Raw genomic sequence first — 19,605 nt, 5'->3', positions numbered from 1 at the left:
CGACCAAGACCCGGCTTGAGACGCTCCCGCTTGTGTCCGCCGCCTGCCTCAAGAGGATCGTATCCTATGCCCAATGCCCGCAAGATCCTGATCGTGGATGACGACACCGATCTGCGCGACACGCTGGTCGAGCAACTATCGTTGCACGAGGAGTTCGAAGCCTCCGCCGTCGATACCGGCGCCAAGGGTGCCAGCGCCGCCAAAGCCAACTCCCCCGATCTGGTGCTGATGGATGTCGGCTTGCCGGATACCGACGGACGTGAAGTCGTGCGCAGCCTCCGCAAGGGCGGCTTCAAGGCGCCGATCATCATGCTCACCGGCCACGATACCGATTCCGACACCATTCTGGGCCTCGAATCCGGCGCCAATGACTACGTGGCAAAGCCGTTCCGGTTCGCCGTCCTGCTCGCCCGGATCAGGGCGCAGCTCCGCCAGCACGAGGCCAGCGAGGACGCGGTGTTCTCCGTCGGCCCCTACAGCTTCCGCCCGGGCTCCAAGATGCTGACCGCCGCCAATGCCCGGAAAGTGCGCCTGACGGAAAAGGAAACCGCGATCCTGCGTTTCCTGTATCGCGCCGGCCAGTTGCCGGTGTCGCGCGAGACGTTGCTGCAGGAAGTCTGGGGCTACAATTCGGGTGTCACCACGCACACGCTGGAAACCCATATCTACCGCCTGCGGCAGAAGATCGAGAAGGATGCGGCCAACCCGGAAATCCTGGTGACGGAAGCCGGTGGCTACAAGCTGGTGCCGTGATACGATTTGGCCGCCACGATACGTAATTTTCCGCGGATCCCGGTCACCGGTCCATGTCGATCGAAGATGATGTAGTCCTGCTCGAGCGGGTCCCGACATTGCGCCTGTTGGGGACAGCGGCGCTGCGCATGCTGGCGATCGGCTCGGAGCAGCGCGATTTCTCGCCCGGCGATTATCTGTTCAACGCCGGCGACGATGCGGATGCCGGCTATATCGTTCAGCGCGGTTCGTTCCGCGTCGAGGATGGCGGCGCTGAAGTCGTAGCAGGACCCGGCTCGCTGATCGGCGAACTGGCGCTGATCGTCGCGATGAAGCGGCCGTCGAGCGCGGTCGCGCTCGATCATTCCTCGGTCATCCGCGTGGCGCGCAGCCTGTTTCAGCGCGTGCTCGAAAGTGACCCTGCCGCCGCGCGCCGCCTGCGCGACGAACTCGCCACCCGCACCAGCCAGCTCGCCAGCGATATTTTGATGGCCGGCGCCAAGCTGAGTATTTGATTGCTACACCTCCAGCGTCACCGTTACCGGAACGTGGTCGGACGGGCGCTCCCAGCCGCGGGCGTCGCGGGTGATCTTGAAATCGCTGACACCGTCTTTCAGCGCACGCGAGACCCAGATGTGGTCGAGCCGACGGCCGCGATCGCCGACCGTCCAGTCGGCGGCGCGGTAGCTCCACCACGTATAGACCTTTTCCGATAGCGGGATCCGCTCGCGCGCGACGTCGAACCATTCGCCATGGGTCTGCGCCGCCAGCAGCTTCTCGCACTCGATCGGCGTGTGCGAGACCACCTTCAGAAGCTGCTTGTGCGACCACACGTCGTTTTCATGCGGCGCCACGTTGAGGTCGCCGACCAGGATATGCCGGTCGTCGCCGCGCGGATGCAGCGGCTCGCACGCCTTCATCTCGTCGAGAAATTTCAGCTTGTGATCGAACTTCGGATTGAGCGCGGGATCGGGAATATCGCCGCCGGCCGGGACATAGAAATTGTGCAGTACCACCGGCTTTGCAAGCTGCGCCTTCTCGCCGAACGATACCGAAATGTGACGTGAATCGATCTTGTCGCAGAAGGTCCTGATGTCGGTGGCATCGAACGGCAGTTTCGAGACGATGGCGACGCCGTGGTAGCCCTTCTGCCCGTTCAGTGCGACGTGCTCATAGCCGAGACGCTTGAATCGCTTCAGCGGAAACGCATCGTCGATGCACTTGGTCTCCTGCAGGCACAGCACGTCCGGCCGCGCCGTCTTGAGGAATTTGGCGACGATGTCGATGCGCAGGCGCACCGAATTGATATTCCACGTTGTCAGGGAGAAACGCATGAGGGCCGTGTATTACCACGGTTCCCGGCGCGGGTTTCCTGCTCTCCACAGAAAGAATGCAGTTTCGTAGGGTGGGCAAAGCGAAGCGTGCCCACCATCATCCTATTCTCGGTGAGAATGGTGGGCACGCTGCGCTTTGCCCACCCTACAAGAAGAATAGAAAGCGCGCCGCTCAGTTCGCCGGTGTGATGTAATTGGTGAAGTCGATCTTGAACAGGCCAGGATCGACCTTCTTGGACGAGTCGAGATTGTAGACCGCAACGGTGGTGTCATAACCCTGCGGGTCGGTCACCGTCCATTGCTTGAGCTGGCCGTCCTTGGTGCCGACCATCAGCATCAGCCGGCTGGTACCGATCAGGGCCTGCTTCTCCTCGATGGTGACGCTGATGAAGACGTCATCAGCCGTGACGCTGACGACATTGGTGTCCTTCAACAGGTCGATCCTATCAGACAGCAGGAAACGCAGCGGCGTTTGCGACAGCGGATAGATGTCCTGGGTCGCGAGCTTGCGGTCACGCACCGCCAGCGACGAGCCGTCGGCGACGATCGCGATCGGGCTCGGGTCGTCATATTCGAAGCGCACCTTGCCCGGCTTCTGAATGTAGAAATCGCCCTTGGTCTTGCTGCCATCGGGCCCGACCTGGACGAAATTTCCGACCAGCGTTTGCAGCGAGGACAGATAGGAACTCACCCGGGCAGCCTGCGCCTTCTGGTTGGCATCGAAGGTGGCGAACACATTGGCCGGGACATTGCGGTTCGGGTTCGGAATCACCGGGTTCGGCGGCGCCTGCTGGGTGGCACCGGTGGTCATCGGAACCCTATCCTGCGCGCTCATCTGCACGCTGCCGTCGCGGGCCTTGGGCGCGGGCTTCGGAACCGGCACATTCTGCGAGAGCGCCGGCGTCGCGAAGCCGGCGATGGAAGTGGCGATCAAGAGGGCCAGTCCGGAGCGCAGTCCGCGATGGGTGGATTGTTCTGTCATCAGGTATTCGGATCTCTATTCGACGAGGCGTCCCGCTGGGGGCCAGTTTATCGTGCTTTCGACCAAAGGAGATATCGTTTTTCTGTGAAAATCGTCGCGCCGAAGCCCCGTTCCGCGCCGATTTTTTAGAATCCGCCCTCTTCCTCCTCGACCAGAATTTCGCGTTTGCCGGCGTGATTCGCCTGTCCGACGATGCCTTCCTGTTCCATTCGTTCCATCAGCGAGGCGGCCCGGTTGTAGCCGATTTGCAGCCGGCGTTGAATGTAGGAAGTGGAGGCCTTGCGGTCGCGCTTGACGATCGCAACCGCCTGCGCGAACAGGTCGCCGCCGCCATCGGCGCCCATGCCGGTGGAATCGAACACCGCGCCGTCTTCCTCGGTCGGTTCTTCTGCGGTGACCGCTTCGAGATATTCCGGCGCGCCTTGCGTCTTCAGGTGACGCACGACCTTCTCGACCTCCTCGTCGGAGGCAAAGGGACCGTGCACACGGCTGATGCGGCCGCCGCCAGCCATATAGAGCATGTCGCCCTGGCCGAGCAGTTGCTCGGCGCCCATCTCGCCGAGAATGGTGCGGCTGTCGATCTTCGAAGTGACCTGGAAGGCGATGCGGGTCGGGAAATTCGCCTTGATGGTGCCGGTGATGACGTCGACCGACGGACGCTGCGTGGCGAGGATGACGTGGAGACCCGCGGCGCGCGCCATCTGCGCCAGGCGCTGCACCGCGCCTTCGATGTCCTTGCCGGCCACCATCATCAGGTCGGCCATTTCGTCGACGATGATGACGATATAGGGCAGCGGCTCGAGCTCGAGCTTTTCTTCCTCGTAGATCGCCTTGCCGGTTTCCTTGTCGAAGCCGGTATGCACCGTGCGCGTCAGCTCCTCACCCTTGCCCTTGGCTTCGACGAGGCGCTGGTTGTAACCGTCGATGTTGCGCACACCGAGCTTGGCCATTTTCTTGTAGCGCTCTTCCATCTCGCGCACGGCCCATTTCAGCGCGACCACGGCCTTCTTCGGATCGGTCACGACCGGCGTCAGCAGATGCGGGATGCCGTCATAGACCGAGAGTTCGAGCATCTTGGGATCGACCATGATCAGGCGGCACTGATCCGGCCGCAGGCGGTAGACCAGGCTGAGGATCATGGTGTTGATGGCGACCGATTTGCCGGAGCCGGTGGTACCGGCGATCAGCATATGCGGCGTGCGCGCGAGATCGATGATGATGGATTCGCCGCCGATGTTCTTGCCAAGGCAGAGCGGAAGTTTTGCGTGCGACTCGTCCTTCGTGGTCAGCAATTCGCGAAGATAGACCTTTTCGCGATGCACGTTCGGCAGTTCGATGCCGATGGCGTTGCGGCCGGCGACCACGGCGACGCGGGCCGAGAGCGCGCTCATCGAGCGGGCGATATCGTCGGCGAGGCCGATGACGCGCGAGGACTTGATGCCGGGCGCCGGTTCGAGTTCGTAGAGCGTCACGACCGGGCCGGGGTTGGCCTTGACGATTTCGCCGCGAACGCCGAAATCGCCGAGCACGCCTTCCAGCGCGCGCGAATTGGCTTCCAGCTCGGCCTTGCTGAGCGGTTGCCGGTCCGACGCCTTGGGCGCCGTCAGCATCGAGACCGATGGCAGTTCGAACTTGTCGGATTTGCGCGCCGAGGCACGCGGCGCGGGTTTCTTGCGCGGGGCACGGGCGGCGGGAGCTTCTTCCTCCTCCTCGTCGTCTTCCTCTTCTTCCTCGTCGTCGAATTCCTCTTCCCGCGGGGCAAGTGTCGGCGCGGCGCGGCCGCTGAGGCTTGGTTCCTGACGTTCGAACGAGGCCCTGCGAGGCGGCGGCGAACTCGACACCAGTGATCGGTAGGCCGCGCTCATCAGCCAACCGAGCCGAGCCTTCAGGCTCATCAGCGCATGATACACCCATCCGAGCGAGACCGAACTGCGATCCCCTTCTTCCTCGAAGGGGGTGTCATCGTCCTCGATCGGCGTCAGCTCTTCATCGCGCGGTCGCGAGCCCCAGCCGCTGGCAAACAGAAAGGCTGTGCACATCGCCGCAAACAGGATGATGCCGAGCACGAGACGATAGGTGAAGCCGACCGGACCGAATACCACCGCGGGCGCGCGCACCAGCGCGTCGCCGACGACGCCGCCAAGACCGGTCGGCAGCGCCCAGCCTCCGCCGTGCGGCCAGCAGCTTGCAAAGCCGGCCGCGATCACCGTGCAGAGGATCCAGCACCCAAGTCGCAGCGCTTCGCGGTCGAAGGTGCGATGGGTCAGCATGCGCCAACCCCAAACCGCGACCGTGAGAATCAGCATGATCGCGCCGAGACCGAGAATCTGCATCAGGAGATCGGCGCCGATCGCGCCGGGATAGCCGAGGACATTGCGGATCGGGCGCGACGTCGCGTGGCTCAGGCTCGGGTCCTGCACCGACCACGTCATCAACGCGGCCGCGGCGACGCCGGACAGCGCGATCAGGCACAGGCCTGCGAGCTCGCGCAGGCGCCGCGCCAGCGCCTCGCGGATCGAGACCGGCAGATGGCCGACCAGGGGAATAACACGTTCGATCGCTGGCATGCTCATGGGGCCCTGCGATTAATCCAGAATTTCGACCAGCCGGTGCAGTGCCTCGGCGGTTGATTCACTATCGGAGACCAGTGCGAGGCGGATGTAGCCCGCGCCGGGATTGAAGCCGTCGTTTTGCAGCCGCGACAGATAACTTCCGGGTATCACGCGAACCCCTGCATCTCGGTAAAGCTTCACCGCCGTCGCCTCATCGCCGCCGCGATCGGAGACGTCGAGCCAGACGCAAAAGCCGCCGGCGGGCCGCGCATAGCCGTAGCGGCTGCCGAGAATCTGGTCGGCGAGATCGAACTTGATGCGGTAGAGCCTGCGGTTCTCTTCGACATGGGTTTCATCGCTATAGGCGGCGACTGCGACGTGCTGCAGCGGCACCGGTACCTGGGGGGCGGCGACATTGCGCAATTCGTGAAAGGCCGCAAGAAATTTCCGGTCGCCGGCGGCAAAGCCGACGCGCATGCCCGGCAGGTTCGAGCGTTTCGACAGCGACTGGAACGCAACGACGTTGGTGAAATCGGGCCCGGCGCATTCCAGCGCGCTGCCCGGCGCCTGCCTGGTGTAGATTTCCGAATAGCACTCGTCGCTCAGGATCATGAAGCCGTATCGGTCGGCGAGGTTTTTCAGCCGCGTGAAGTAGTTGCGCGAGGCGACCGCGCCTTGCGGATTGGCGGGCGAGGCGATGAACATCGCAACGGTCCGGGCCAGCGTCGCGTCATCGAGCGAATCGAGATCCGGCAAAAAGCCGTTGGCGAGCGTGGTCGGCAGGTAGATCAGTTCGCAACCGGCAGCGCGGGCACCCGCGCCATAGGCCGGATAAAACGGGTTGGGCATCAGGATCGCCGGCCTGCCCTTGCGCGGGCCGACATAGCGGGCGGCGGTGATGGCTGCGAAGAACAGCCCCTCGCGGCTGCCGCTCAGCACCAGGATTTCGCTCTCGGGATCGATCGGGCGGGGGAGCTGGAACCGGGTCGAAAGCCAGTTGGCGGCGGCGTGCCGGAACGGCTCGATGCCCTTGGCAAGCGGATAGCGGCCGAATTCGGCGATGTGTTTGGCCAGCACCGGCCCGACGAAATCGGGCACCGGGTGCTGCGGCTCGCCTAAGGACAGCGTGATCAATGGCTTGGCCGGCTGATAGGGCGCCAGCAGCTCGGTCGTGCGCAAGAACGGTGAGCGCTCGGCCTGACCGGCAGGGGTTGCACTGCCGGCGCCCTGCGCCACGCCGGAAGAGGCGGTCATTGCCATGTCTGAAACGCCAGTACTCTCAAAAGCGGTCAAAGGGCTGAAGCGAGCCCCGGAAACCCATCAAACCACCATAGATACGGCGAGGTTAAGACGCGATTAACCATCGGTCGTACTGGACAATTTGCGCGGTATTACCATATTTTATACTGGTATTACTTGTTGGAGCATCCGCGATGGCGACGACAGTTACGAGCAAGGGCCAGGTAACAATACCAAAGCGCGTCCGCGACTATTTGGGGATCCAGCCCGGCAGCCAGGTGGATTTCCGCCGTAGCGCCGACGGCGGCGTGGTGATCGAGAAAGCCGATGGGCCTCGGCCGCCGAGCAGGTTTGCCAAAGCGCGAGGGTCGGCTGGGCCGGGCATGACGACGGATGAACTGATGGCCCTCCTGCGCGGCGAACCGGAATGACACTGGTCGATTCGAACGTCCTTCTGGATATTGTCACCGACGGCGAGGTATGGGCGGACTGGTCGCAAGCACAGCTCGAACAGGCCGCTTCGTCCGGGCCGCTTATTATCAACGACGTCATCTATGCCGAGATATCGACACGCTACGCCACGGTCGAGGGCGTGGACGCGATGCTCCGCGATTTGGCCATCGACCTGGCCACGATCCCGCGCAGCGCGGTCTTTCTCGCGGGCAAGGCTTACCTGAGGTACCGCGGCGCCGGCGGCCTTCGCTCCGGTGTCCTGGCGGATTTCTTCATTGGTGCCCACGCCGCTGTCGAACAGTTACCGCTGTTGACGCGCGACGCTAGGCGCTATCGAACCTATTTCCCGACAGTCGAACTGATCTCGCCGGAACGCGAGCAATAGCGAGGGTGCCTTAACGCGCCGGCAGCTTCTCGAACGCGGGCATGCCGTCAGGCACATGGTGGAAGGCCTGCTTGTCGCAGGTGTAGATCGCCACCTGCGGATTGAAGAGCTTGGGGTCGTCGAAGGTTCCGACCTTGAGCACCACGGCGGGCAGGCCGGGCACTTTGGTCACCATATGGGTTCCGCATTCGGCGCAGAATTCGCGCGTCACGGCGCGCTCGAGGTCGCTGCGGGTGAACTGCTTGGGCTGGCTTGCGGTGTATTTGAAGCCGTTGACCGGCATTGCCACGAACATGTTCGGCCCGCCGCCGGAAATGTACTGACATTCGCGGCAGTGGCACTGCGCCGCCATCATCGGCTCACCCTCGGCCTGGTAACGCACCTTGCCGCAATAGCATCCGCCCTCGAGTTTCATGACGCGCTCCCTTTAATTGTTGCGACCATTTTCGACGGCTCGCATCGGATTTGGCAATCGCTTTCTCGGGCGGGAACAAAAAGAAAGGGGCCCCAGCTTGCGCTGGAGCCCCTCAACGGTCAGGGCATTGCCGGGTATGTGCCCGAACCGGAGTTGTGGATGCGATCCTCGGGACAACGACTACGTTGTCCCTGGGGGATCGCACCCGGGAGAACTTACATGTTGTAGGCGCGCTCGGTGTGCTCGGTGACGTCGAGGCCTTCACGCTCGGTCTCGACGTTGACGCGCAGACCGACGATCACGTCGACCACCTTGTAGATGATCGCCGAACCGATGCCCGACCACACCAGCGTGGTGCAGACGCCCCAGAGCTGCGAGGTCATCTGGGCGACGAAGTCGTACTCGCCGACCTTGCCGGCGACGTAGTCCATCACGCCGGTGCCGCCGAGGGCGGGATTGACCAGGATGCCGGTGCCGAGCGCGCCGACGATGCCGCCGATGCAGTGCACGCCGAACACGTCGAGCGAGTCGTCATAGCCGAGCGAGTTCTTCACCACGGTGCAGAAGAACAGACAGACGATGCCGACCACGAGACCGAGCACGATCGCCCCCATCGGACCGGCGAATCCGGCCGCGGGCGTGACCGCCACGAGACCGGCCACCGCGCCCGACAATGCGCCGAGCACCGAGGGGTGGCCCTTGACGATCCATTCCGCGAACATCCAGGCCATCGCCGCCGCTGCGGTTGCAACGAAGGAGTTGGTCATGGCGAGCGCAGCGCCGCCGGAAGCCTCGAGGTTCGATCCGGCGTTGAAGCCGAACCAGCCGACCCAGAGCAGCGAAGCGCCGATCATGGACATGGTCAGCGAGTGCGGAGCCATCAGCTCCTTGCCGTAGCCGACGCGCTTGCCGATCAGCAGCGCACCGACCAGACCGGCGATGCCGGCATTGATGTGCACCACGGTGCCACCGGCGAAGTCGAGCGCGCCCTTCTTGAAGATGAAGCCGGCGTCAGCGTTGATTTCATCCAGCTTGGCCTGCGCCGCAGTCTTCGCCGCACCGTCCGTCGCCGCAGCAAGCGCCTTGGCGGCATCCGTGATCAGGTCCGGGCCCGGCCAGTACCAGACCATATGCGCGATCGGGAGGTAGATCAGCGTGACCCAGAGCGGGATGAACAGGGCGACCGCCGCGAACTTCATGCGTTCGGCGAAAGCGCCGACGATGAGGGCGGGGGTGATCGCCGCGAAGGTCATCTGGAAGCAGATGTAGATGAGTTCCGAGATGTTGGCATCGACGCTGAAGGTCGCCGCTTTCGAATCGGTCGTCACGCCCATCAGGAAGGCCTTGGAGAAGCCGCCGATGAAGTCGGAGCCGCCGGTGAATGCGAGGCTGTAGCCGTAAATCGCATAAAGAATCACGACGATACAGACGCAATAGAACACCTGCATCAGGACCGAGAGCATGTTCTTCGAGCGGACGAGGCCACCATAGAACAGGGCGAGGCCCGGGATGGTCATCAACAGCACCAGCACTGTCGACGTCAGCATCCAGGCATTGTCGCCCTTGTTGACGGTTGGTTCGGCATAGGCCGCGGTCGTGGCGAACATGCCGACTGCGAGGGCCGCCAGTCCCGCGCTATAGGGACGTTTAAACGTCATTGATTTTACTCCTGAATGGTAAGGTTTGAGCGCGAAATCAGAGGGCCGCGGCATCCGCCTCGCCGGTGCGGATGCGAACCGCATGGTCGAGGTTGATGACGAAGATCTTGCCGTCGCCGATCTGTCCGGTTTTGGCGGCTGACGTGATGGCGTCGATGGTCTTGTCGACCTGGTCCGAGGCGACGGCGACCTCGATTTTGATCTTGGGCAGGAAGCTCACGGCATATTCGGCGCCGCGATAGATTTCAGTGTGGCCCTTCTGCCGGCCGTAGCCTTTGACTTCCGTCACCGTGAGGCCGTGAACGCCGATGGCGGTCAGGGCGTCGCGGACTTCTTCGAGCTTGAATGGCTTGATGATCGCCATAACAATTTTCATGGGTCTTGGTCCCCGCTTGGGCCCGGTGCAGCGGTCCGGGCGTTCTCGACTGAGGTTCACCACGCGGAGATGTTCACTACGCGGGCACAGCCGGGACCCTTAGAATCAAATGCCGTGCCAGATCGGGACCGCTCCCTAACGGATTATGAATCCGGCTCTTTTCGCATTCTGGGGGGATTGCACCTTCCTGCGCCATTCCGTCGCGCCCAAAGCGTAATCACGCATGCCCAAAACGTGGGCATGCGCTGACTGGTGACACAATCCTGCTTAGCGGCAGGGCAAGAAAACGGTAACGGGATGGGCAGGCCTATTGCAGCGCTTCGCCGTGCTGCGAGATGTCGAGGCCTTCCAGCTCCTGCTGCAGCGATACCCGCAGCGGTGCAAACACGCCCACCAGTTTCAGCAGCAAGAAGGTGATGCCGCCGGACCACACCAGGGTGGCGAGGACCCCGTAGAACTGGGTCAGGACCTGTTGCGGATTGCCCTCGATCAGGCCGGCGGTGCCGCCGATCGCATTCACCGCAAAGACGCCGGCGAGCAGCGTGCCGGTCAATCCGCCGATGCCGTGGACGCCGAACACGTCGAGCGAGTCGTCATATTTGAAGCGCTGCTTGAGCCAGGTGCAGGCCCAGAAGCAGAGCGTTCCCGCAACGACACCGATCAGGACGCCGTGCCACGGCGCAACGAAGCCGGAGGCCGGCGTGATGGTGCCGAGGCCCGCGATGGCGCCCGAAATCATGCCGAGCACCGACGGCTTGCGCCGCGTCGCCCATTCGATCGCGGCCCAGGTGAGCGCGCCGGCGCAGGCGGCCAGATGCGTTGCGGTGATCGCCATGACCGCGCGCGAATTCGCCGCCAGCGCCGATCCGCCATTGAAGCCGAACCAGCCGACCCACAGGAGCCCCGTGCCGATCACCGCGAGCGAGAGGTCGAACGGCGCGAGGTTCTCGCTGCCATAGCCGTGACGCCGGCCTAGCACGGTCGCGGCTACCAGCCCGCCGACGCCGGCGGAAAGATGCACGACGAGACCGCCGGCGAAATCCATCACGCCCCAGGTGGCAAGGAATCCGCCGCCCCATACCCAGTGTGCGAGCGGCACATAGACGAACATGAACCAACCGACGGAAAACAGGAGATAGGCCGAAAACCGCATCCGGTCCGCCACCGCGCCCGCCACCAGCGCCACCGTGATGATCGCAAACGTCATCTGGTACAGCATGAAAAGCGCTTCCGGAATCGTCTTGGCCGCCGGGTTGACGCTCTCCATCGTCATGCCGATGAGGAACCAGCGATCGAGCGTGCCGATCAAGGCGCCGTCACCGACAAAGGCCAACGAATAGCCGAACGCCACCCAGAGTATCGAGATCAGCGCCACGGCAGCGAGGCTCTGCGCCATGGTCGCCAGCACGTTCTTCTTGCGCACCATGCCGGAATAGAACAGCGCCAGGCCCGGGATCGTCATCATCAATACAAGCGCGGTAGCGACGATCATCCACGCCGTGTCGGCGGCATTGATGGTGGAGGTCTCGGCGAAGGCCGGCGTGGTGAGCGCAAAACTCGCTGCAAGCGTGATGAGCGCAGCACGGCCTGCTGCACGATACGATGGTGCCCCCATGGAATCCCCCGGCGTGTTGTCGTTTCTTGGCTTCGCGCGCCCGGCGTTGCTGCCGCCGCGCCTTGAATTCGGTGATGCTTCAGAGCGCGTCGCTGTCGGTCTCGCCGGTGCGGATTCTGAGCGCATGGTCGATCGGCGTGACGAAGATCTTGCCGTCGCCGATCTGCCCGGTGCGCGCGTTGGCGGTGATGACCTCGACCGCCTTGTCGGCAACGTCGGAGGCGACCGCGATTTCGATTCGAAGCTTGGGCAGGAAGTTCACGACATATTCGGCGCCGCGATAGATCTCGGTGTGGCCCTTCTGGCGGCCATAACCCTTGACCTCGGTCACCGTCATGCCGTGGACGCCGATGGCCGTCAGGGCCTGGCGCACCTCGTCAAGCTTGAAGGGTTTGATGATCGCGACGACAAGTTTCATGGTCAGGCCTTCATTTCCATGGATACTTTTTAAGCACGTGGCAGGCCGACCGTCCGGCGGCTCGCTGCCGACGCAAATCTGGCATCTTTCTGGGCAAATGGCATAAAAAAGTTGCAGGTAGAAGGGGAAAACATTTCGAGCTGGTGACGTCAATCACTGTACAGGCGGCCGTAACGTCCGCCAAAATGCACTCTCCCTCAGCCGCCCGCCGGCTAATTTTTCATTTTCCACGGCTCAAGGAAATAAAATGTCGAACCGATCGTGGTTTTATGCCGCCAATGGCCAGCAACAGGGCCCTTATCCGGAAGCCCAGCTTCGTGATCTCATTACCCGGGGGGCGGTTGGAGCGGATACGCTGGTCTGGACCGAGGGGATGTCGGGCTGGCAGCGGGCGGGGGAAATCCCTGGCCTGATACCCGGCGGCGGCTCCAGCCCGCCCGCTTTCGCGCAACCCGGTGGCGCGCCACAAATGGCCGGAAGCTACAGCGGCGGGCCGCTGTCGATCGATTTCGGAATCCTGGAGTTTGTCTGGCGCAGCCTCGTGCTGGCGATCGGTCTCATCTTCATCATTCCGGGACCGTGGGTCCTGGTGTGGTACGCCAAGTGGATCGTTCCGTGCGTCAAGGTGCCGGGACGGCCGAACCTCGGCTTCGAAGGCCAGCCGATGACGATCGTGCCCTGGTATTTCGGAGCTGCCGTCATCCTCATTGGGGTTGGCCTGACTGGCATCGAGTGGCTCGGCAATCTGGTGAACATCGCCCAGCTGGTTCTCTACTGGCTTTTCCTGAAGTGGTTTATCGCGAACCTTTCGTCCAACGGGCAGCCGCTCGGGCTCAGCTTCGTTGGTTCGGTGTGGGCCTACATTGGATGGTCCATTCTGGCTGTGATCTCCGTCATCACCATCGTCGGCTGGGCGTGGGTCTACGTCGCCTGGCTGCGATGGTTTTGCCGGAACATCGAGGGCACGCGGCGTGAAGTCCTTTTCATCGGCAGCGGGCTGGAGTTTCTATGGCGCGCGCTCGTGGCTGTGATCGGCTTCTTCTTCATCATCCCGATACCGTGGGTGTATCGATGGATGTCACAATGGCTGGCATCGCAGACTGTTTTGGCGGAGCGCGGCACGACCGTGAACGCTTAAGGTTCACCTGCGCTGGCGTACCGAGCCTTCCTGGGCCACGGACGCCACCAGCGTGCCGTCGGGCTTGAAGATCAGGCCGCGGGTCAGCCCGCGGCCGTCTTGCGCGCTCGGCGAGTCCTGCGCGTAGAGCAGCCATTCGTCGGCGCGGAACGGCCGGTGAAACCACATCGCGTGATCGAGGCTCGCCGGCATCATCCGCTTGTCGAACAGCGTGCGGCCATAGCGAGCCATCACCGCATCGAGCAGCGAAAAATCCGAGGCATAGGCCAGCGCGCACAAATGTAGCGCCGGATCGTCGGGCAATTTGGCCGCGGTGCGAATCCAGACATGGATACGGCCGTCGTCGATCTTCTGGCCGAAATAGCGGCCGAGCTCGACCGGACGCAGCTCGATCGGCCGGTCGGATTCGTAATAGCGACGGATGAATTCCGGCATCTCGCGAAACATCGGCTGCTTTGCCACTTCCTCCGCGGTGAGCTTTTCCGGCGGCGGCACGTCGGGCATCTTGTCCTGATGGTCGAAGGCGCCCTCTTCCTCGGCGTGAAACGACACCATGATGGAGAAGATGGCGTTGCCGTGCTGGATCGCGGTGACGCGCCTCGTCGAATAGCTCTTGCCGTCGCGCAAGCGTTCGACCTGATAGATGATCGGAATCTGGGGATCGCCCGGCAGGATGAAATAGCAATGGATCGAATGCGGCAGGCGGCCCTCGACGGTGCGGCACGCCGCCACCATGGCCTGCCCGATCACCTGTCCCCCGAACACCCGCTGCCAGCTCGTCTTCGGGCTGTTGCCGCGGAATAGATTCACCTCCAACGGCTCCAGATCGAGAATGGAAATCAGGTCAATCAGGCCTTTGGACATGGTCGTGCTTTCGGTTGGATTCTTGCGTCATTCCGGGTCCGATACTGCGTATCGTCCCGGAATGACGGCTCAGCCTTGTTTATGAGCCTGTTTCGCCCAGCTATTATCAGGTAGCAAGCGTAGTCTGACGCAGGAACCGGGTAAGGATCGCATGGCGGCACAGCGAAGCATTGTCATCTGTGGCGGCGCCTTTGCCGGACTGGCGCTGGCGCTGGCGTTTCGCCAAGGCCTTGGCGCCGACATTCCCGTTGTCGTTGCCGATCCGGCCCTTGCCGCGCGGCCGAGCCGGGATCCGCGCGCCACTGCCATCGTGGCGGCCTGCCGACGGCTGTTCGAGGCGCTCGGTGTCTGGGACCGGGTCTCGGATTCGCAAGCCATCCTCGACATGGTCGTCACTGATTCCAGTCTGGAAGACGCCACCCGTCCGGTATTCCTGACCTTTGCGGGGGAAGTCGAGCCCGGCGAGCCCTTTGCGCACATGGTCGAAAACCGGCGCCTGATCGACGCGCTGGTCGAGCGCGCCGAGGCCGAAGGCATCGATCTCCGCGCCACCGCGGTTTCGACCTACGACGCGCGCGCCGATGGCGTTACCGTGACGCTCGCCGACGGCAATGTCATCGAAGCAAGCCTGCTGGTCGCCGCCGATGGCGCGCGCTCAAAGCTGCGTGAGCGCGCCGGCATCGCCACCCATGGCTGGGACTACGATCAGTCCGGCATCGTCGTCACCGTCGGCCACGAGCGCGATCATCACGGCCGTGCCGAGGAGCATTTTCTTCCCGCAGGGCCGTTTGCGATCCTGCCGCTAACTGGAAAACGCTCGTCGCTGGTGTGGACCGAGACCCGCACCGAGGCCGCGCGCATCACCGCGCTTGGCGAAGCCGAATTCCATGACGAACTCGAGAAGCGCTTCGGGCTGCATCTCGGCGAGATCAAGGCGCTCGACAAGCCGCGCGCGTTTCCGCTCGGCTACTTCGTCGCGCGCTCGTTCGTCGCCGAGCGGCTGGCGCTGGTCGGCGACGCCGCGCATGTGATTCATCCGATTGCGGGGCAGGGCCTCAACATGGGCCTGAAGGATGTCGCGGCGCTGGCCGAGGTCGTGGTCGATGCCGCCCGGCTCGGCATCGATCCCGGGCAGGCCGACGTGCTCGACCGCTACCAGCGCTGGCGTCGCTTCGACACCATGGCGATGGGGCTCGCCACCAATTCGCTGAACTTCCTGTTCTCGAACGAATCGACGCTGCTGCGTACCGTGCGCGATATCGGGCTTGGCCTCGTCGATCGCGCGCCGCCGCTGAAAAGCATTTTCATCAAGCAGGCGGCAGGATTATCCGGTGAGGTGCCGCGGCTGCTGAAGGGTGAGGCGTTGTAGGTTTTCGCGTAGCCCGGATGGAGCGCAGCGTAATCCGGGGCAGGTCTATCCTCTGCACGATCGTTCCCGGATTGCGCTTCGCTCCATCCGGGCTACGGCGGCATGCATTAATCGATCTTCCGTGCCTCTTCCGGCAACATGATCGGAATGCCGTCGCGAATGGGATAGGCGAGTTTCGCCGAACGCGAGATCAGCTCCTGCCGGGCTGAATCGAATTCGAGCGGTCCCTTGGTCACCGGACAGACCAGGATCTCCAGCAATTTCGGATCGACGGTGCTGTCGAGGCGTTCAGGCGGGGCGTTCATGTATCGTCTCCGGATTGGCGTGTCCTTAGCATACAAGACCGCTTGATGTCATGACGCCGACATCCGCACCAGTTCATCGATCACGGCCTGCTGCCGCGCCTTCGGCAACGGCTGATCCGATAGCGCAAAGCCGAGAAACGCCCAATAGAGGATTTGTGCGCGGGTGCGGGCGGTTTCCGCCGACAGGCCCGACTGCGTCAGAAGGCCCTCCACATAGTTCAGCCGGCGGCGATCGATTGCCTGCACGGCAGCGCGGGCGGCGGGGTCGACGCTGGCCCAGCTGCGTACGGCTCTCTCCAGCATCAGTCGCTCGCCGAACACGCGGCGCAGCAGCCGCGCCAGCGGGTTCTCGTCCCTGGAGGCCGCTTCGACATTGGCGATGATCTGCTCGGCGGCGACCTCGTGCCAGCGTGTGAGGACCGCGGCGTGGAATGCGGCGATATCGGCAAAGTGCCAGTAGAAGCTGCCGCGCGAGACGCGCAGCGCTTTTGCCAGCGGATCCGCCTTCAGCGCGGTGAAGCCGCGGCTCGCCAGCGCTTTCAGGCCCTGATCGACCCAGTCCTTTGCCGAGAGTTGATCGCTCATATCCCCGCCACCATACACCACTGTATTGACAGGCGCCAGAATGCGGCGCATAACCATACAGTACTGTATGGAGGCGTTCCGATGCGCGATCTCATTCTGCAGTGTGCCGGCGTCGCCGGCATGATAGTGGCGATGATCCACGGGCTGTTGGGAGAAACCAAGGTGTTCGCCAAAGCGACCATCCAGCCGGAGAGCTTGCGGACCCTTATCCGACTGGTCTGGCAGGCGGGCACGGTGGCGTGGATCGGCGGCGGAGTGCTACTGCTTGCGGCGCCGTCGATGGGATCGGAGAGTGCACGGCACTGGATCGTGATGACGATCGTCGCGGTCTACGCCTTTGCGGCCGCCGCCAATGCCTGGTGGTCGCGCGGCCGTGGCTTCGGCTGGAAAGCGCTCGGCGTCGTCGTCGTGCTGGCGGCCGCGGGGTACTAGCTCACGAGGTCACCCGACCATCGTGAGCCAGTACCCGGAGAGCGCGGCGGGATTCCGGTCGCAAATTTTGCCGTAATTTCACGGTGCGTGCGCGGCATTCCGCAAATAAGTTTTACGTTGCAATAAGCATGCAACCGGTCATTGCCGCAAATTAACGTGAAGGAAGCCCGGTCAAATATCTCATCGGCGGCATTGCCGATGGGATCAACAACATGTTTCGCGTTTTTAGCTGCCTTACTGCCGAGCACGATTGGCGACTTGTTCTGCTTGCCGGCCTGGTTTGCTTCGTTGCCAGTATCGTTGCCGTCACGATCTTTCATCGCGCCATCGCGTCGCAAGCCAGGACGCGGCTGATCTGGATTGCGATTGCCGGCGCCGCGATCGGATACGGGATCTGGGCGACCCATTTCATCGCCATGCTCGCCTATGAGCCGGGCGTTTCAACTGGGTACGGCATCGCCTTGACGGCATTGTCGCTCGCAGCGGCGATGATACTGACTTCCTGCGGACTTGGTTTTGCCGCTAGCGATCCAGGCCGCTGGCACGCTCCCGTCGGTGGCGCGGTAATCGGCGCAGGCATTGCGAGCATGCACTATCTTGGCATGTGGGCGCTCGAGGTGCCCGGCCACGTGAGCTGGGCGCCGGATCTCGTGTTGGTATCGATTGCTCTCGGCATGTTCTTCGGCTGTGCCGCTCTGGCCATCGCTACGCGCCATAACGACAGGCGGGGAACGTTTGCTGCCGCGCTCCTGCTGACGCTGGCCATCGTCTCACATCATTTCACCGCGATGGGCGCGGCGCAGATCGTTCCTGATCCGACGCGGGCGACCGACACCTTGTCGCTTTCTTCGACCTTCCTCGCGCTGCTGATTGCCGGCGTCGCCTTGTCGGTGCTCGGGATGAGCCTAATCGGGGTGCTGGCGGATCGCCGTCTTGCCAGCCGCACCCGCAAATTCGAGGAAATCATCAGCCAGTTGTCGCTCGCCCGGCAAGAGGTCGAGGCATCGCAAAGAGAATTGCAGGAACAGAAACGCAGGTTGGACACGGCCATCAATCACATGGGCGAGGGCCTTTGCATGTTCGATGCGGAGAAGCGGCTTGTCGTATGCAATGATCGCTATGCCAAAATGTATCGGCTGCCGCCGGAACTGCTGGAGCCGGGAACGCCGCACCACGAGGTCATCGCGCATCGGATTGCAAACGGCATCCTCAAAGGCGAGACCAGCGATAGCGCCGCGAACCGGCTGCTCTCCGCGCTGAATGCGTTGCCGGCCGACGCCGTCACGAGCAGGGTCGACGAACTAGCGGATGGTCGATTGATTTGCGTTACCCGGCAGCCAATGGCAGACGGAGGATGGGTGGCAACTCACCTCGACGTCACCGAGCAGCGACAGTCCGAAGCCAAAATCATCCATATGGCCCAGCATGACGCGCTGACGGACCTGCCCAATCGCGTACGGCTGCGGGTGCGCATGGAGCACGCCCTCGCAATCACCCGAGAGGGAGGATCCGGCCTTGCCGTGTTCATGCTCGATCTCGATCGTTTCAAAGAAGTCAACGATACGCTCGGCCATCCGGCAGGCGACCGGCTGCTGCAAGCCGTCGCCGCGCGGTTGCTCGAATGCATCCGCGATACGGCCCTGATTGCACGGCTGGGCGGCGACGAGTTCGCCGTTATCGACTACGTGACCAATCCCGTCGTCGAAGCCACGGGCCTCGCCGAGAAAATCAGCCGCGCGCTTTGCAAACCGTTCGATCTTGGCGACCATCAGGTGACCATCGGCACCAGCATCGGCATTGCCATCGCGCCACGCGACGGCACCAACCCTGACGAGATCCTGAAGAGTGCGGATCTCGCGCTCTATTCGGCCAAGAGCGGCGGACGCGGTTCATTCCGCTTCTTCGAGCCCGAGCTGGACCAGCTCATGCATGCCCGGCGCAATATGGAGCGCGACATGCGTGATGCGCTTGCCAGGGGTGAATTCGAGCTTCATTATCAGGCGATCATCAATGCCGGAAGCGGTGAACCCTCGGGCTTTGAGGCACTCTTGCGCTGGCATCACCCGCAACGCGGTTTGATCATGCCGGCCGAATTCATCCCGCTAGCGGAAGAGACAGGCTTGATCCTGCCCATCGGAGATTGGGTATTAAGGGCCGCCTGTAGCGAGGCGGCCAAATGGCCCGATGACCTCAAGATCGCGGTAAATTTGTCACCTGCCCAATTCCGGAGCAAGGAGCTGGTTTCGACCATCGTCGCCGCGCTCGCGAATTCGGGCATAGCTGCCCAGAGGCTGGAGCTCGAGGTCACCGAGACGATCACCATGCATGACAGCGAGGCGGTGTTCGCTGCGTTGGACCAACTGCACAGACTGGGCGTGCGAATTGCCCTCGATGATTTCGGCACCGGCTATTCATCGCTGAGCCTGCTTCAGAAGTTCCCGCTCGACAAGATCAAGATCGATCGGAGCTTCGTCAACGCGCTGTCGGGTACGAACGAGGAGTCATGCCTGATCGCACGCGCGGTGGTTCGATTTGCAGTCAGTCTCGGCAAGACGACGACGGCCGAAGGAGTCGAAACCGAGGAGCAGCTGGCGATCCTCCGCGCAGAGGCATGCGCTGAAATGCAAGGCTATTACTTCAGTCGGCCAATATGTGCAGCCAAAGTTCTCGAAATGGTGCGCCGGCTGGTCCAGCCGGAGAGGCGGCGCAGTCGAGTCATGGCAGCGGCGCACTGAAGGTAGCCGTCAAGCTCT

Annotated in this window: 21 protein-coding genes; 8 read left to right on the top strand and 13 right to left on the bottom strand. The window is 62.9% G+C overall.

Going from position 1 to position 19,605, the window contains the following annotated elements; genetic code table 11:
• The first annotated feature begins 66 nt into the window (after nucleotides 1–66).
• Nucleotides 67–753 (top strand): response regulator transcription factor, encoded by a 687-nt coding sequence (locus LMTR21_RS39775; protein WP_028348340.1) that lies wholly within the window; start codon nucleotides 67–69, stop codon nucleotides 751–753.
• A gap of 53 nt (nucleotides 754–806) precedes the next feature.
• On the top strand, nucleotides 807–1,247 hold the full coding sequence (locus tag LMTR21_RS39770; RefSeq protein ID WP_065754103.1) for a cyclic nucleotide-binding domain-containing protein: 441 nt from the start codon (nucleotides 807–809) through the stop codon (nucleotides 1,245–1,247).
• 3 nt (nucleotides 1,248–1,250) lie between these two features.
• On the opposite strand, the gene LMTR21_RS39765 is transcribed toward LMTR21_RS39770, so the two are convergent.
• The 4 genes from LMTR21_RS39765 to LMTR21_RS39750 form a co-directional block, all read right to left on the bottom strand.
• Entirely contained in the window at nucleotides 1,251–2,066 is an 816-nt protein-coding gene (locus tag LMTR21_RS39765; RefSeq protein WP_065754102.1) for an exodeoxyribonuclease III, read from the bottom strand.
• A gap of 172 nt (nucleotides 2,067–2,238) precedes the next feature.
• A complete protein-coding gene (locus tag LMTR21_RS39760) occupies nucleotides 2,239–3,048 on the bottom strand; it encodes an outer membrane lipoprotein carrier protein LolA (RefSeq protein ID WP_084030710.1) in 810 nt (269 codons plus the stop codon).
• Between the two features lie 125 nt (nucleotides 3,049–3,173).
• Entirely contained in the window at nucleotides 3,174–5,621 is a 2,448-nt protein-coding gene (locus LMTR21_RS39755; RefSeq protein ID WP_065754101.1) for a DNA translocase FtsK, read from the bottom strand.
• A gap of 12 nt (nucleotides 5,622–5,633) precedes the next feature.
• Nucleotides 5,634–6,860: an aminotransferase class I/II-fold pyridoxal phosphate-dependent enzyme gene (locus LMTR21_RS39750; protein ID WP_065754100.1), complete on the bottom strand. Its 1,227-nt coding sequence runs from the start codon at nucleotides 6,858–6,860 to the stop codon at nucleotides 5,634–5,636.
• 173 nt (nucleotides 6,861–7,033) lie between these two features.
• Here LMTR21_RS39750 and LMTR21_RS39745 point away from each other — a divergent pair, with 173 nt between their 5' ends.
• Together LMTR21_RS39745 and LMTR21_RS39740 are read left to right on the top strand one after the other, a co-directional pair.
• The gene (locus LMTR21_RS39745) at nucleotides 7,034–7,270 is read left to right on the top strand and encodes an AbrB/MazE/SpoVT family DNA-binding domain-containing protein (RefSeq protein WP_057844908.1); all 237 of its coding nucleotides are present in this window, start codon (nucleotides 7,034–7,036) and stop codon (nucleotides 7,268–7,270) included.
• A complete protein-coding gene (locus LMTR21_RS39740; protein ID WP_065754099.1) occupies nucleotides 7,267–7,677 on the top strand; it encodes a type II toxin-antitoxin system VapC family toxin in 411 nt (136 codons plus the stop codon). The genes LMTR21_RS39745 and LMTR21_RS39740 overlap by 4 nt, the downstream gene beginning before the upstream one ends.
• A 10-nt stretch (nucleotides 7,678–7,687) precedes the next feature.
• On the opposite strand, the gene LMTR21_RS39735 is transcribed toward LMTR21_RS39740, so the two are convergent.
• From LMTR21_RS39735 to LMTR21_RS39715, 5 genes are all read right to left on the bottom strand, one after another.
• Nucleotides 7,688–8,092 carry a GFA family protein gene (locus tag LMTR21_RS39735; protein WP_065754098.1) on the bottom strand — a complete coding sequence of 135 codons (405 nt, stop codon included), beginning with the start codon at nucleotides 8,090–8,092 and terminating at the stop codon, nucleotides 7,688–7,690.
• A gap of 215 nt (nucleotides 8,093–8,307) precedes the next feature.
• A complete protein-coding gene (locus tag LMTR21_RS39730) occupies nucleotides 8,308–9,750 on the bottom strand; it encodes an ammonium transporter (RefSeq protein WP_065754097.1) in 1,443 nt (480 codons plus the stop codon).
• Between the two features lie 37 nt (nucleotides 9,751–9,787).
• Nucleotides 9,788–10,126: a P-II family nitrogen regulator gene (locus LMTR21_RS39725; RefSeq protein ID WP_008142813.1), complete on the bottom strand. Its 339-nt coding sequence runs from the start codon at nucleotides 10,124–10,126 to the stop codon at nucleotides 9,788–9,790.
• Between the two features lie 307 nt (nucleotides 10,127–10,433).
• Nucleotides 10,434–11,741: an ammonium transporter gene (locus tag LMTR21_RS39720; RefSeq protein ID WP_065754096.1), complete on the bottom strand. Its 1,308-nt coding sequence runs from the start codon at nucleotides 11,739–11,741 to the stop codon at nucleotides 10,434–10,436.
• A gap of 79 nt (nucleotides 11,742–11,820) precedes the next feature.
• Nucleotides 11,821–12,159: a P-II family nitrogen regulator gene (locus LMTR21_RS39715; RefSeq protein ID WP_028348351.1), complete on the bottom strand. Its 339-nt coding sequence runs from the start codon at nucleotides 12,157–12,159 to the stop codon at nucleotides 11,821–11,823.
• Nucleotides 12,160–12,406: 247 nt separating this feature from the next.
• On the opposite strand from LMTR21_RS39715, the gene LMTR21_RS39710 reads away from it, so the two are divergent.
• Nucleotides 12,407–13,297 (top strand): DUF4339 domain-containing protein, encoded by an 891-nt coding sequence (locus tag LMTR21_RS39710; RefSeq protein WP_065754095.1) that lies wholly within the window; start codon nucleotides 12,407–12,409, stop codon nucleotides 13,295–13,297.
• A gap of 3 nt (nucleotides 13,298–13,300) precedes the next feature.
• Here LMTR21_RS39710 and tesB read toward each other — a convergent pair whose 3' ends face one another.
• Nucleotides 13,301–14,161 carry an acyl-CoA thioesterase II gene (gene tesB / locus LMTR21_RS39705; RefSeq protein ID WP_148636055.1) on the bottom strand — a complete coding sequence of 287 codons (861 nt, stop codon included), beginning with the start codon at nucleotides 14,159–14,161 and terminating at the stop codon, nucleotides 13,301–13,303.
• A gap of 151 nt (nucleotides 14,162–14,312) precedes the next feature.
• Between tesB and LMTR21_RS39700 the strand changes: the two genes are divergently transcribed.
• Complete coding sequence (locus LMTR21_RS39700) at nucleotides 14,313–15,530, top strand: ubiquinone biosynthesis hydroxylase (protein WP_065754093.1); 1,218 nt, start codon at nucleotides 14,313–14,315, stop codon at nucleotides 15,528–15,530.
• A 107-nt stretch (nucleotides 15,531–15,637) separates the two neighbouring features.
• Here LMTR21_RS39700 and LMTR21_RS39695 read toward each other — a convergent pair whose 3' ends face one another.
• Both LMTR21_RS39695 and LMTR21_RS39690 read right to left on the bottom strand, forming a co-directional pair.
• A complete protein-coding gene (locus LMTR21_RS39695) occupies nucleotides 15,638–15,835 on the bottom strand; it encodes a Trm112 family protein (RefSeq protein ID WP_065754092.1) in 198 nt (65 codons plus the stop codon).
• A 48-nt stretch (nucleotides 15,836–15,883) separates the two neighbouring features.
• Complete coding sequence (locus LMTR21_RS39690; protein WP_065754108.1) at nucleotides 15,884–16,420, bottom strand: TetR/AcrR family transcriptional regulator; 537 nt, start codon at nucleotides 16,418–16,420, stop codon at nucleotides 15,884–15,886.
• Between the two features lie 81 nt (nucleotides 16,421–16,501).
• Here LMTR21_RS39690 and LMTR21_RS39685 point away from each other — a divergent pair, with 81 nt between their 5' ends.
• On the top strand, nucleotides 16,502–16,852 hold the full coding sequence (locus LMTR21_RS39685) for a hypothetical protein (RefSeq protein ID WP_065754091.1): 351 nt from the start codon (nucleotides 16,502–16,504) through the stop codon (nucleotides 16,850–16,852).
• Here LMTR21_RS39685 and LMTR21_RS41410 read toward each other — a convergent pair.
• On the bottom strand, nucleotides 16,849–17,259 hold the full coding sequence (locus tag LMTR21_RS41410; RefSeq protein WP_246174996.1) for a hypothetical protein: 411 nt from the start codon (nucleotides 17,257–17,259) through the stop codon (nucleotides 16,849–16,851). The genes LMTR21_RS39685 and LMTR21_RS41410 overlap by 4 nt on opposite strands.
• Before the next feature lie 9 nt (nucleotides 17,260–17,268).
• Here LMTR21_RS41410 and LMTR21_RS39680 point away from each other — a divergent pair, with 9 nt between their 5' ends.
• Nucleotides 17,269–19,587, top strand: a complete 2,319-nt coding sequence (locus LMTR21_RS39680) for a bifunctional diguanylate cyclase/phosphodiesterase (protein ID WP_246174995.1) — start codon at nucleotides 17,269–17,271, stop codon at nucleotides 19,585–19,587.
• Nucleotides 19,588–19,605: the final 18 nt, after the last annotated feature.

The organism is Bradyrhizobium paxllaeri (genome assembly GCF_001693515.2).
GTDB classification, from domain to species: Bacteria; Pseudomonadota; Alphaproteobacteria; order Rhizobiales; family Xanthobacteraceae; genus Bradyrhizobium; species Bradyrhizobium paxllaeri.
The sequence above is the reverse complement of the archived record's forward strand: the minus strand, read 5'-3'. Positions and strand labels throughout refer to the sequence as shown.

Coding starts and splice junctions, on each gene's coding strand:
- LMTR21_RS39775 (WP_028348340.1), top strand. CDS start 67: ATGCCCAATGCCCGCAAGATCCTGATCGTGGATGACGACACCGATCTG.
- LMTR21_RS39770 (WP_065754103.1), top strand. CDS start 807: ATGTCGATCGAAGATGATGTAGTCCTGCTCGAGCGGGTCCCGACATTG.
- LMTR21_RS39765 (WP_065754102.1), bottom strand. CDS start 2,066: ATGCGTTTCTCCCTGACAACGTGGAATATCAATTCGGTGCGCCTGCGC.
- LMTR21_RS39760 (WP_084030710.1), bottom strand. CDS start 3,048: ATGACAGAACAATCCACCCATCGCGGACTGCGCTCCGGACTGGCCCTC.
- LMTR21_RS39755 (WP_065754101.1), bottom strand. CDS start 5,621: ATGAGCATGCCAGCGATCGAACGTGTTATTCCCCTGGTCGGCCATCTG.
- LMTR21_RS39750 (WP_065754100.1), bottom strand. CDS start 6,860: ATGGCAATGACCGCCTCTTCCGGCGTGGCGCAGGGCGCCGGCAGTGCA.
- LMTR21_RS39745 (WP_057844908.1), top strand. CDS start 7,034: ATGGCGACGACAGTTACGAGCAAGGGCCAGGTAACAATACCAAAGCGC.
- LMTR21_RS39740 (WP_065754099.1), top strand. CDS start 7,267: ATGACACTGGTCGATTCGAACGTCCTTCTGGATATTGTCACCGACGGC.
- LMTR21_RS39735 (WP_065754098.1), bottom strand. CDS start 8,092: ATGAAACTCGAGGGCGGATGCTATTGCGGCAAGGTGCGTTACCAGGCC.
- LMTR21_RS39730 (WP_065754097.1), bottom strand. CDS start 9,750: ATGACGTTTAAACGTCCCTATAGCGCGGGACTGGCGGCCCTCGCAGTC.
- LMTR21_RS39725 (WP_008142813.1), bottom strand. CDS start 10,126: ATGAAAATTGTTATGGCGATCATCAAGCCATTCAAGCTCGAAGAAGTC.
- LMTR21_RS39720 (WP_065754096.1), bottom strand. CDS start 11,741: ATGGGGGCACCATCGTATCGTGCAGCAGGCCGTGCTGCGCTCATCACG.
- LMTR21_RS39715 (WP_028348351.1), bottom strand. CDS start 12,159: ATGAAACTTGTCGTCGCGATCATCAAACCCTTCAAGCTTGACGAGGTG.
- LMTR21_RS39710 (WP_065754095.1), top strand. CDS start 12,407: ATGTCGAACCGATCGTGGTTTTATGCCGCCAATGGCCAGCAACAGGGC.
- tesB (WP_148636055.1), bottom strand. CDS start 14,161: ATGTCCAAAGGCCTGATTGACCTGATTTCCATTCTCGATCTGGAGCCG.
- LMTR21_RS39700 (WP_065754093.1), top strand. CDS start 14,313: ATGGCGGCACAGCGAAGCATTGTCATCTGTGGCGGCGCCTTTGCCGGA.
- LMTR21_RS39695 (WP_065754092.1), bottom strand. CDS start 15,835: ATGAACGCCCCGCCTGAACGCCTCGACAGCACCGTCGATCCGAAATTG.
- LMTR21_RS39690 (WP_065754108.1), bottom strand. CDS start 16,420: ATGAGCGATCAACTCTCGGCAAAGGACTGGGTCGATCAGGGCCTGAAA.
- LMTR21_RS39685 (WP_065754091.1), top strand. CDS start 16,502: ATGCGCGATCTCATTCTGCAGTGTGCCGGCGTCGCCGGCATGATAGTG.
- LMTR21_RS41410 (WP_246174996.1), bottom strand. CDS start 17,259: ATGGGTCGCCCAGATCCCGTATCCGATCGCGGCGCCGGCAATCGCAAT.
- LMTR21_RS39680 (WP_246174995.1), top strand. CDS start 17,269: ATGCTCGCCTATGAGCCGGGCGTTTCAACTGGGTACGGCATCGCCTTG.